The sequence below is a fragment of the Micromonospora sp. MP36 genome, assembly GCF_008119785.1.
Classification (GTDB): domain Bacteria; phylum Actinomycetota; class Actinomycetes; order Mycobacteriales; family Micromonosporaceae; genus Micromonospora.
The window spans coordinates 38,770-49,843 of record NZ_VSFA01000052.1 but is presented as its reverse complement, the minus strand read 5'-3'; the positions used below and the strand labels follow the sequence as shown (position 1 = coordinate 49,843).

Sequence of the window (11,074 nt, the reverse complement as noted above, 5' to 3'; positions counted from 1 at the left end):
GACAGCGCCGCCGACCTGGACTTGCCCTCGGTTCTCTGGAGACCAGCTGCTTGGCCCACCCGTCGGGTCAGGTCCTGTCAGGTCCTGTCAGGTCGGGTCAGGTTCTGTCAGACAGCGGGCTTGCGGACAGCAGCACTCACTCGCCTCACAGACACGGCGCAGTCTGACCGGAATCGCGGGCCCTGGTCCTGTCACGCGGAGTCCCGGTCTGACAGGTCCCGCGTGAGCTGGTCGGGTGTGGTGGCATCGGCGCGCAGGAGCCGCACGAGCGCGGAAGCGGTGGCGTCGGACAGGTGGCGCCCGTCAGCGCGTAGCCGTCGGGCGAGGGCCTCGCGGGACAGCGGTGTGCATGAGCGGTCAACGCGTGGGTGGCGGTCCGGGCGGCCGGGACCAGAGCGACGGTCTGCGGGCCTCGGTCCCGGACCGGTGTGTGTCGCTCGCCCGCCGGTCCGGGACCGCCGAACGCGGTCCGGGACCGCCGAGCGCTGGTCCGCCGAGGCGGGACCGCGGCGGCGGCGTCCCGGACCGCGGGCAGGCCCGCCCACCCCGCGGGCCGGGACCGGCCGGCACCCCCCGGGCCGGCCGGTCCGGTCCCCCATCGGTCAGTCCCGCAGGTCCAGCCGATCGGCGAGCCAGGCGAGCCGGTCGTCGCGGACGCTGGTCGCGCCCAGGTCGTGCTCCTCACCCGGGTAGAGCGACACCCGGGCCTGCGGCGCGGCGGCGGCGAAGGCCGCCCGGGTCGCCGGGCCGACGAACCGGTCCCCGCCCGCGAACTGCAGGTACGCCCCGGCGCCGAGCCGCCCCACCAGGTCCACCGGGTCCAGCCCGGCGAAGACCGCGCGGTACGCCGCCCGCTCCCCTTCGGGCAGTTGGAGCCAGTACAGGTCGAACCAGTTCGCCCAGGTGGCGTCCGGCGCGAGGAACACCGCGGTGCGCAGCCCCGGCTCCCCGGCGGCGAGGTCGGCGGCGTACATCGCGCCGTAGTCGTGGCCGACCACGGCGATGCAGGCCCGGTCGACGCCGGGCTCGGCGAGCAGCCTCCGGTACGCGTGCCGCACCGCGTCGAGCTGGGCGGTCACCGCCGCCCGGTCCCGGGCGTCGCCGACCGGGTCGCCCGTCCACGGGAAGGTGAGCTGGGGCAGCACCGAGACCACGCCGCGCCCGGCCAGGGCGGTCGCCTCGGCGAGGAACTCCGTCCGGTCCTGGTTGACCCGACCCGGCTCGAACCAGTGCAGGTCCAGCACGCCGGCCAGCCCGGCGCCGGACTGCTGCGGTCGCACCAGGTACGCCCGGACGGCCGGCTGCCCAGGCACCGGGATCTCGATGTGCCGGACGAGCACGGCGTCCCGGTGTCCCCCGGCGGTCGCGGCGGCGGCCGGCGCCTCCGTGCGCGCCCCGCCGGCACCGACGAGCGCGCCGGTGACCAGCAGCACGGCCGTGGACACGAGTGTGGGCAGTCGTCGCACCACACACCTCCATAAGTTTTTAAAGGCGTTTTACAGATGATGACGCTAGGATGGCGGGCGACGATCGGTCAAGTGGAGGGGCAGGCGTGTCGGCAACCGGACGGCGGAGCAGGCGCGGATGAGCGCGGTGCCACCCCTGGAGCCGGCGCTGCGGCTGGCCGTCGCGCTGCTACACAGCTACTGGGTGCTCCAGGACCCGGTCGACCAGCTCTCCGTGGCCCGACTCCGGGCCGCCGGCCGGGAATTCGGCCTTACCGAGGTGACCGACCCGATCGGCGACGCCGAGCTGCCGCGGCTGCGGGAGCTGCGGGCCCGGCTCTACGAGGTCTTCGCCGCACCCGATCCGGCCGCCCGGGTGGCCACCCTCAACGACGTGCTGGCCGAGGTCAGCGCCGGCACGGTGGTCGAGGCCACCTCGGACGGCGGGCTGCGGCTCACCCCGCTGCCCCGGCCCGGCCCGATCGGGCCGTTCGCCGCCACGGTCACCGGAGCTCTGGCCCGGGCCGCCGCGACCGGCGGGGCGGAGCGGTTCGGGGTGTGCGCCGCCGACCCGTGCCGGGCGCCCTACCTCGATCGGACCCGGGCGGGCCGGCAACGGTACTGCTGCGAGCTGTGCAACAACCGGGCCGCGGCGGCGGCGTACCGGAGCCGGACCCGGCGCGGCTGAGGCGTCCGGCCGACGCGGCGGGCGGCGGTGCGGCCGACCTCGGACAGGTGGGTCGGCTGGGCGTCGAAGGTGCCATACGACGGCGTCCCCGCGCTCCGCCCCCCTGAACCCCGGAGCGCGGGGACCCCCCGTCCCGGCTACTGCAGGAACGCCCCGAGGGGCGAGAGCAGCAGCCGGCCGAGCAGCGCGGCGTTGTCGTCCAGCCGCGTCCGCTCACACTCGCGGGCCTCCGGATCGTGCCGGCAGCGCCAGATCTTCTGCGCGTTGCGCCAGGCCACGTTCCGGGTGTACTCCACCAGTTCGCCCTGGTACCAGTCGTCGATGTCGCCGTTCAGCATGTCGATCATCAGCTGCCAGTTGTCCAGGTAGCCGCGGCGCAGCCCCGGGATCTTCTCGGCGAAGATGTTGTTGATCTCCAGGTAGTCGCGGTGCTGCTCGCTGCCGTCGACCGGCTCGGACTCCAGGCTGTCGAACGTGGTGACCAGCGCGAACGGCAGGTCGTAGTTGATGTGCGCGTTGACCCCGGCCGCGGCGGACGGCAGCGGCCGGGCGTCCGGGCCGCGCATCCGCTGGAACAGGCACGACCACGCCTTCGGGGTGTTGGGGCTGGACTCGGTCCAGAACCGCAGCGCGTCGAAGTAGCGGGTGGCGAACTCCACGTCCAGCCGGGCCAGGAAGACCGGGTCGGTGAACCGCTCGTCGTACAGGCCGTTCAGGACGCTCGTGGTGATGGTCAGGTAGAGCTTGTTGAAGTCGGCGAGCGGGCAGCTCTCCTCCAGCGGAGGCAGCCGGACCAGCAGGTCCTGGAGCTTGGTGAGGTGGTCGACGACCGCTGGCACGTCGGCGGGGTGGTCGGCGAGCAGCCCGACGATGTCCTGGTGCACAGGACCCCAGACCGGTTCAGTCATCTCTCCTCCACGGTGGCCGGGACGCCCGCGGGCGCCACGGTGACGCTGGACAGCCTTCCAGCCGGCGTACGCCGGCCGGATCAGTAGAACGACGTATTCGGCGTGGTCTACTCCGGGCGGTTGCGCAGGAAGATCGCGCTCGCCTGCACCCGGGTGCGGACCTGGAGCTTGTCGAAGATGTGCGACACGTGCACGCCGATGGTCCGCTCGCTGATGAACAGCCGCTGACCGATCTCCCGGTTGGTCAGTCCCTCCGCGACGGCGGCGAGCACCTCGCGCTCCCGCGCGGTGAGCACGGCCAACTCGTCCACCGCCGGCGCGGCCTCCGCCGCCGCCTTCCGGCGCCGGGGCACCGGGCGGGTGGCGGCCGGGCTCTCCTCCAGGGTCACCCGGGCCCGGCCGGCCAGGGTACGGATCTCCGAGCTCAGCGGCACCGCGCCCAGCCCCTGCGCCATCTGGTACGCCTGCCGCAGCAGCCTGCCCGCCGTGGCCGGCTTGCTGCGCCGGGTCAGCAACGCCTCGGCCTGCCGCAGCCGCGAGTACGCCGCCGGGTACGGGTGGTTGCGGTGGTCCCACAGCTCCGCCGAGCGGGCCCACAGCTCCGGGTCGCCCTTGCCGTCCAGCCGGCTCACCTCGGCGTCGCACAGCGCCAGGAACCCGTCGGCGACGTAGCGCACCGGGGCACCGGCCTTCTCGCTCTTGCCGGCCACCCGGTCGGCCACCTCGCGCAGCCGGCGCACCGCGGTCGGGTCCACCTCGACGGTCCGGCTGGCGTGTGCCTCCGCCTCCGCCCGCAGCCCGTGCCAGGCCAGCGTGGCGAGCACGATGACGTCGTCCGAGCGGCTCTCGGTGAGGCCCCGCTGGACGGCCTGCCGGGCCAGGTCGTGCCGCCCCTGCCACATGGCCAGCCCGGCGCGCAGGATCAGCATCGGCAGCACGTGCCGGGCCCCGCCGCCGGCCAGCACCGTGGCCACCGCCTCCAGATCCCGGTCCGAGGCCTCGACGTCGCCGTACCCGACGGAGAGCCGGCAGCGGGCGAGCAGCAGCTCCACCGCGTCGGCGCCGGAGGGGCGGTGCCGCAGCGCCGCCGCGACCACCTTCTCCGCCTCGGCCCACTGGCCGACCCGGAACAGCCCGTTGGTGGCGATGGCCAGCAGCCGGGTCTCCCAGGTGCGGCCGAGCCCCAGCTCGGCGACCCGCTCGGCACCCCGGCGGGCGACCACCACCCCCTCCTCGAGGATGTTCAGCGGACCGGTGAGCAGCTCCGCCAGATGCAGGTACGCGCAGGCGACATCCTCGGGGCGGCCGGACCGCTCGGCGATCGCCAGCGCGTTGCGCATCACCGCCAGCCCGGCGTCCGGGTCCTCCAGGAAGGCCTCGCTGTAGCCGAGCGCGGCGCTGGCCAGCACCAGCTCGGAGGTGGAGCCCTCGACCGCGGCGGCCAGCTCCAGCGCCTCCCGAGCCTGGTCGCCGGCCTCGCCGTACCGGCCGAGGTGCAGCAGCAGCTCGGCCAGGCGGGCGGCGGCGGTGGCCCGCTCGCGGGGGGTGCAGTCGGCGGCCGCCAGGGCTCGCCGGTACTCGGCCTCCGCCGGGGCCGACCGGCCGGCGGCGGCGAGGTAGCGGGCTCGACGGATGTGCAGGTCGCAGGTCGCCGGCCCGGCCGGATCCGCGGCCAACTCCTCGAGCAGGGCCAGGGCCCGGGCGTGCTCGCCGCAGTGGTGCGCCGTCTCGGCCGCGTGCTCCAGCAGCTCGGCGCGGCTCACCTCGACCGGGTCCGGCCGGTCGCCGTCCGGCGCGACCGCGGCCGGGGCGTCGGCCAGCTGCAACGCCGCCGACCAGTGCCGGTGCGCCTCGGCGTACCCGTGCAGCCGTTCGGCCTCGCGGGCGGCGGCCATCGCCGCCGGCAGGGCCCGGCCCGGCTCGCCGGCCAGCCGCCAGTGGTGGGCCAGCCGGGCCTGGTGCAGCTCGGCGGTGGCCGAGGTCAGCGCCTCGGCGTAGCGGCGGTGCAGCGCGGCCCGCTCGGCGGGCAGCAGCTCGTGCGCCAGCACCTCGGCCACCAGCCGGTGCCGCAGCCGGTAGCCGTCGTCGGCACTGACCAGCAGCCGGTGCGCCACCGCGGCCCGCACCGCGTCGATCAGCTCCTCCTCCGGCAACCGGACCACCTGGGCCAGCAGCCAGTGCTCGACCGGTTCGACGCCCGCGGCGACCGCGTGCACCACCGCGTGCGCGTGCTGCGGCAGCGCGTCCACGCGGGCCAGGAAGACCTCACGCACCGTGTCGGAGAGGCCGTCGCGGCCGTCGCGCAGGTCCCGGGCCAGTTCCTCGACCACAAAAGGGTTGCCGCCGCTGCGCTGCCACATCTGGTCGGCGTCGTCCGGGGCCAGCGGCGTGCCGACGATCGCGGCGGCCAGCTCGTCGGTGCCGGCGCGGTCCAGCGGCGCCAGGTCGACCACCCGGACCGAGCGCAGCCGACGCAGCTCGGTGAGCACCCGACGCAACGGGTGCGCACCCTGCAACGACTCGGCCCGGATCGCGGCGAGCACCGACAGCTGCAGGTCGCCGAGGCCGGCGAGCAGATAGAGCAGGAGCTGGCGGGTGCTCCGGTCGACCCACTGAAAGTCGTCCAGCACGAGGACCAGCGGACGTCCGCCGGCGACCATCTGCAGCCCGCGGGAGACCCGTTCCAGCAGCGCGCCCGCGCCGTCCGGGCCGGGGGTCTCCTCGTCGAAGACCTGGAGCAGGCCGCGGACCGCCGAGGCGGTGCGGGCCTCGGCCGGCTCGGCGTCGAAGCGACGCAACGCCTGGCGCAGCGGATGCAGCGGTGAGGCGTCGCCGATGTCCAGACAGGAGCCGGTCAGCACGAGCGCGCCCGCGTCCCGCAGCCGCTCGCTGGCCTCGGCCAGCAGCCGGGTCTTGCCCACCCCGCTCTCACCGGTGAGGAAGACCGCCGCGGTGTGCCCGGGCGCGACGTCGTCGAGCAGCGCCGACCGGAGGGCCCTCACGGTGTCGGCACGACCGACGAGCGGTGCGGTGTCCACATCGCTGGCCATGGCTCGCAGCCTAGTCACACGCTCCCGCACCGTTCTACGGGCGAGAGGCGACCGTGGTACATCTCGCGTCGACATTGCGACTAAAGGTTGCGGGTGGTCGACATACGTCGTCCTACCGATCCCCCGAGAACCCGGTGGTGAAAGTCTTCGGAGGTCGTCAGGCACCGGGCGGGGGGAAAGGGTGGGTGCGATGCCAATGACCACGATCGTGGGGAGTCGGGAAGCCGTCACCGCCGCGCGCTGGCCGGTGCCCGAGGAGAGACGCACGGTCACCGTGCTCTTCGCCGACATCGTCGGTTCGACCGGTCTGGTCGAGCGGCTCGACCCGGAGGACGTCCGGGAGCTGCAACGCGCGTACTTCGGCACGGTCGCCGGCGTGCTGCGGCGGTGGCACGGCGTGGTGGAGAAGTACGTCGGCGACGCGGTGATGGCGCTGTTCGGGGCGCACGGGTCGGACGGGTTCGACGCGTACCGGGCGGTGCGGGCCGGGCTGGAGATCCAGGAGGCGCTGGACCGGCGGGCGCCGGCGGGCCTGCGGCTGCGGGTGCGCGTCGGCGTGGCGACCGGCGAGGCCCTGGTCGACCTGGCCGCCACCCGCGACGGCGGGCACGGCACCGCCAGCGGCGCCGTCATCACCACCGCGGCCCGCATCCAGGAGTACGCCCCGCCGGGCGGGGTGGTGGTCTGCGCGGCCACCCGACGGGCCACCGACGGGCTGGTCGACCAGCGCCCGCTGGCCGCGTTGACGGTGGCCGGGAAGGCGCTGCCGCTGGATGTCTGGCGGGTGCTCGGGGTGGCCCGGCCGCGGCCGGCCCGCCACCGGGGCCCGCTGGTCGGCCGGCGCCGCGAGTTGGCCGCCGCCGGCGAGGAGATCGCCCGTGCGGTCCGGGACCGGCGGCCGCGCTGGGTCTCCCTGGTCGGTCCGGCCGGCAGTGGCCGCAGCCGGGTGCTGCACGAGCTGACCCGCGCGGTGTCGACGGTGGATGGTGCGCCGGTCCGCTGGTGCATGGCGCACTGCCCGCCGTACCCCGAGGGGGACCTGACGCCGCTGGCCGACATGGTCCGCGCGTTCGCCCGGGTCCGCGACACCGACCCGACCCCGACCGTACGCCGCCGGCTGGCCACGGCGCTGGACGGGCTGCTGCCGCCGGCCCACCGCGGCGCGGCGGCGCACGCGCTGGCCGAGTTCGTCGCGGCGCCGCAGGACGCGGGCGCGGCAGGCCGCGGCGCCGAGGTGTGGCGGGAGGTCCTCCTCGACCTGGCCGCCGGTCAGCCCACCGTGGTGGCGGTGGACGACCTGGACCGGGCGGCCCCGGCGTTGAACCGCTTTCTGCACCGCCTCTTCGCCACGGCGAGCGAGCGGGGACTGCCCCTGGCCGTGGTGGCCACCCACGGTCCGGGCTGGGCCGACCTGCTGCCCGGGGCCACCGGCCAGCGTCGCCGGGTGCCGCTGCCCGCGCTGGGTGCGGTGGACACCGGGCGGCTGCTCCGGCACCTGCTCGACCGTGCCGGGCGACCCGCCGCGCTGGCCAGGGAGCTGCTGCCCCTGACCGGCGGGAACCCGGCCGCCGCGCAGGCGTACGTCCGGGCGCTCGCCGAGGACGGCGACCCTGGTGCGGTGCCGGACGCCGTGCGCCGCCGGGTCGACGCCCGCCTGGACCGGCTCGACGGCGACCAGCGGGCGGTGCTGATGGCCGGCGCGGCCCACGGTACGGAGTTCCCGGCCACGACGATGGATCGGTTGCTCGGCTGGACGGACGGTCGGGCGGAGCGGGTGCTGGGCAGCCTGGTCGCGGCCGGCCTGCTGCGCCGGACCGGCCTCGGCGGGTACGCCATCGCCGAGCCCACGGTGGCCCGGGTGGCCCGGAACCGGCTGCCGCGGGCCCTGCGGGCGGAGTTCGCGCGGCGGGGGCGGATCGCCCCGCAGCCGGCGGTGGCCGCACCGGCGGAAGCGGGCCTGGGACCGACCCCACTGACCGGCGCGGGGGCGCACCCGGACGCCATTCCCGCCACGGCTGGGCTCGCGGGCCGGTCGACTGCCGGCCCCCGCGCCGGCGCCCCGGCTGCCTGCCCGACGGTGGCGGGCCGCCCGCCGCGCCCGGGTTCCGGACGGTCCCCGGCGCCGGTCGGAACCGGCCCGGCCGCCCGCCGGAAGCCGGTCCTCGTTCCGCTGCCTCCGCACCGCGCCGCGGAGGCAGCCCACCCACCGTCCCCCTCCCGGTACGCCGGCCTGCCGCACACCGGGCCGTCCAGGGCGGGCGGCGCCCCGGTGGACGGTCGCCGGCAGGCCCTCCCGGCCGTCGGGCCGCCGGCCCTGGCGCGACGGGGCCGGGGACCGGCGTACGGGACAACCGCACGGCGGCGACCACAGGGGCACGGTCGCACCGGCACGTCCGCCGGGCCGCTGGCGCTCGTGGCGGCGTGAGCCCGGCGCCGGGGCGGAGCGGGCACGGGGCCGCTCCGCCCCGGCGCCGCCCGGACGGCCGGGCCGTGCCGTGGCCGCTGCCCCACCTCGTCATCGCTGTCCCGGCGAGCCGTCATGGGCGCCGGAGGCCCTTTCGCTGCTGTCGCCGCTGCCCGCCTCGTCGTCGCTGCCCGCCGGGCGGGCCTTCATGAGGGCCGGACGACCCGCTCCTACGGTCGCGGCTGCCCCGCCTCGCCGCCCCCACCGGCATTCACGGATGACCCCTCCCTGCTGCCGTCACTGTCCCGCCTTGCCACCCCCGGCCAGCCGGCGTTCAGGGACGGCTCCTCCCTGCTGTCGCCGCTGGCACCGCCTCGTGCCCGCCGTCAGATCTGCCGAGCCCTACCGGAGCGCCGGACCAGTTCCTCGTCACTCCCTACCGACCTGATGGCGTAAACGATTCAAGCCCGTCCGTCATCGGCTGAGTCGTTCACGCCATCAGGTCGAAAGGGCCTGATGAGGACAACCTCCCGCCGGGCGATCCATTCACGTCATCAAGTTCGTAGCGTCGGCAGGAGCACTCCGACGGACGACGCCCGCACGTGCATCCGGTGCTGCAGCGCCGGCCGGGGGCGCGCAACCAGACCGAGCTGCGCAACCAGCGAGCTGGACCCGCTACGCGCGCTCGTCTGCGACGACAGCGGCCGCAGCAGCTCCGACAGGCGCAGCCCGGCAACAACAGCGCCAGGGACAGCACCATGCCGGCGACCGGACACGCGCAGGTCGCCCCGGACGCGGCGGGACCGGAAACCGGCAGCGGCGGTGACCCCGCGCCGAGGCTCAGCAGGCGGCGAGGAACGTCAGGGCGCGGTCCCAGGTCAGCGCCGCCGCCAAGGCGTCGTGGTCGGGCACCTCGGGGTCGGTGTAGAGGTGGCCAGGCCCCGGGTAGCGGTACACGGACAGCTCGGCGCCGGCGGCGGTCATCGCCCGTCGCCACTCGTCCAGCTCGTCCGGCGGCTCGTACTCGTCGGGGTCGGCGAGGTGCAGTTGCACCGGCAGGCCCGGGCGCACCGACTCGGGATCGGCGCCGGTGCCGTGCAGCAGGAGCAGCGCCGCCGCCTGCGGCCGCTCGGCGAGCAGCGCTCCGGCCACCCCGGCGCCCATCGAGAAGCCGGCGAGCACCGTCTCGGCCGGGAGGTCCCGCGCCGCCGCGCGCGCCCGCCCCAGCACGGTGTCCCGGCCGACCTTGTCGAGCAGGGCGAAGCCGTCCTCGACGGTGTCGACGGCCGGCAGCCCGTACAGGTCCGGGGTGGTCACCTCGTGCCCGGCGGCGCGCAGCCGGTCGGCGGCGGCCAGCACGGCGGGTCGCAGCCCGTAGACGGAGTGCAACAGCAGGATGTGTGCCATCGGCTCATCCTGCTGCCGGGCCGCCGGCAGATCGGGCAGCCGCGCCGGTGGCAGCTCAGCCCAGGGACTCGATCCGGGCCACCAGCTCGGCCGGCGGCGGCATCGCCGCGATCTCCCGGCTCACCTGCCGGGCAGCGGCGGCGAGCTGGGTGTCGGTGACCAGCCGGGTCAGGACGTCAGCGCTGATCCCGCCGGCCGGCGCGGCGATGCCGGCGCCCCGGTTCGCCGCCAGGGTGGCGTTGTACCGGCGGTCGCCCGGACCGGTGGTGGCGAGTTGCGGCACCCCGGCGACCAGCGCGCCGAGCACGCTGCCCGCGCCGCCGTGGTGGACCAGCGCCGCGCTGGCCGGCAGGGCGGCGTTGAGCGGGATCCAGTCGACGGTCCGGACGTTGGCCGGCAACGCCGAGCGGGCCAGCCGCCCGTGCGGCCGGACCAGGACGAACTCGGCGTCCACCCGATCGGCGGCGGCGACCACGGCCCGCATCGGGCCCGCCCCGCCGGGACCGGCCACGGTGCTCCGGCTGACCAGCACCCGCGGCCGCTCCCCGGGCTCGCGCAACCAGGCCGGCAGCTCCCCGCCGCCGTACGGCTCGTATCTCATCGGCCAGCCGTCCTGGGTCACCACGCTTGGCGGGGCGACGGCGATCGCCCCGGCGGGTGGTGGGATCGCGGCGACGTGGTTCCGGCGCAGCGCCCGGGTGAGCCGTGCCGTGGTGACCCGGACCAGCTCGCGCCCGTCGAAGAGCGAGTTCTCGTGGCGTACCGCCGGGACGCCGACCCGGGCGGCCGCGAGCGCGCCGGCCGCCGCGAACGGCTCGTACATCACCACGTCGGGGGACCATTCCCGGGCCAGGGCGACCAGGCCGTCGGCGAGTTCGTCGTTGACCTGCCCGAAGAGGAGGGCGGCGCCGCGGGTGCCGGCCGTACCGGCCAGCTCGGCCCGCGCGATCAGCGGATGCCGCAGCAGGACGCCGCGAGCGATCCGTCCGAAGTCGAACGCCGGGGCGACGTCGCGGACCGGCAGGCCGGACCGGGCCGCGGCGAGGCCGTCGGCCGCCGTGGCGACCAGCACCTCGTGCCCGGCGTCGCGCAGGGCGAGGGCGAGCGGCAGCAGCGGGAACACGTGACCGATCAGGGGCGCGGACGCCACCAGCACACGCATGCCCCGATCT

At 76.2% G+C, this 11,074-nt stretch carries 7 protein-coding genes; 2 read left to right on the top strand and 5 right to left on the bottom strand.

From position 1 onward, the window contains the following. Positions 1–602: 602 nt before the first annotated feature. The gene (locus FXF52_RS26670; protein ID WP_148801081.1) at positions 603–1,466 is read right to left on the bottom strand and encodes a hypothetical protein; all 864 of its coding nucleotides are present in this window, start codon (positions 1,464–1,466) and stop codon (positions 603–605) included. 118 nt (positions 1,467–1,584) lie between these two features. Between FXF52_RS26670 and FXF52_RS26665 the strand changes: the two genes are divergently transcribed. Beyond that, positions 1,585–2,133, top strand: a complete 549-nt coding sequence (locus FXF52_RS26665; RefSeq protein WP_148801080.1) for a CGNR zinc finger domain-containing protein — start codon at positions 1,585–1,587, stop codon at positions 2,131–2,133. Positions 2,134–2,270: 137 nt separating this feature from the next. Here FXF52_RS26665 and FXF52_RS26660 read toward each other — a convergent pair whose 3' ends face one another. Continuing rightward, positions 2,271–3,041 (bottom strand): DUF5995 family protein, encoded by a 771-nt coding sequence (locus FXF52_RS26660; RefSeq protein WP_148801079.1) that lies wholly within the window; start codon positions 3,039–3,041, stop codon positions 2,271–2,273. Positions 3,042–3,148: 107 nt separating this feature from the next. Continuing rightward, positions 3,149–6,091, bottom strand: coding sequence for a helix-turn-helix transcriptional regulator (locus FXF52_RS26655; RefSeq protein WP_148801078.1), 2,943 nt, complete (start codon positions 6,089–6,091; stop codon positions 3,149–3,151). Positions 6,092–6,281: 190 nt separating this feature from the next. Here FXF52_RS26655 and FXF52_RS26650 point away from each other — a divergent pair, with 190 nt between their 5' ends. Beyond that, a complete protein-coding gene (locus tag FXF52_RS26650) occupies positions 6,282–8,516 on the top strand; it encodes an adenylate/guanylate cyclase domain-containing protein (RefSeq protein WP_148801077.1) in 2,235 nt (744 codons plus the stop codon). 819 nt (positions 8,517–9,335) lie between these two features. Here the strand turns inward: FXF52_RS26650 and FXF52_RS26645 are convergent. Both FXF52_RS26645 and FXF52_RS26640 read right to left on the bottom strand, forming a co-directional pair. Beyond that, positions 9,336–9,902 carry a dienelactone hydrolase family protein gene (locus FXF52_RS26645; RefSeq protein WP_148801076.1) on the bottom strand — a complete coding sequence of 189 codons (567 nt, stop codon included), beginning with the start codon at positions 9,900–9,902 and terminating at the stop codon, positions 9,336–9,338. Between the two features lie 55 nt (positions 9,903–9,957). After that, the gene (locus FXF52_RS26640; RefSeq protein WP_148801075.1) at positions 9,958–11,064 is read right to left on the bottom strand and encodes a nucleotide disphospho-sugar-binding domain-containing protein; all 1,107 of its coding nucleotides are present in this window, start codon (positions 11,062–11,064) and stop codon (positions 9,958–9,960) included. Positions 11,065–11,074 lie beyond the last annotated feature (10 nt).

Excerpts from the sequence above, each read along its gene's own strand:
- FXF52_RS26665 (WP_148801080.1), top strand. The coding sequence starts at position 1,585 with ATGAGCGCGGTGCCACCCCTGGAGCCGGCGCTGCGGCTGGCCGTCGCG.
- FXF52_RS26660 (WP_148801079.1), bottom strand. The coding sequence starts at position 3,041 with ATGACTGAACCGGTCTGGGGTCCTGTGCACCAGGACATCGTCGGGCTG.
- FXF52_RS26655 (WP_148801078.1), bottom strand. The coding sequence starts at position 6,091 with ATGGCCAGCGATGTGGACACCGCACCGCTCGTCGGTCGTGCCGACACC.
- FXF52_RS26650 (WP_148801077.1), top strand. The coding sequence starts at position 6,282 with ATGCCAATGACCACGATCGTGGGGAGTCGGGAAGCCGTCACCGCCGCG.
- FXF52_RS26645 (WP_148801076.1), bottom strand. The coding sequence starts at position 9,902 with ATGGCACACATCCTGCTGTTGCACTCCGTCTACGGGCTGCGACCCGCC.
- FXF52_RS26640 (WP_148801075.1), bottom strand. The coding sequence starts at position 11,064 with ATGCGTGTGCTGGTGGCGTCCGCGCCCCTGATCGGTCACGTGTTCCCG.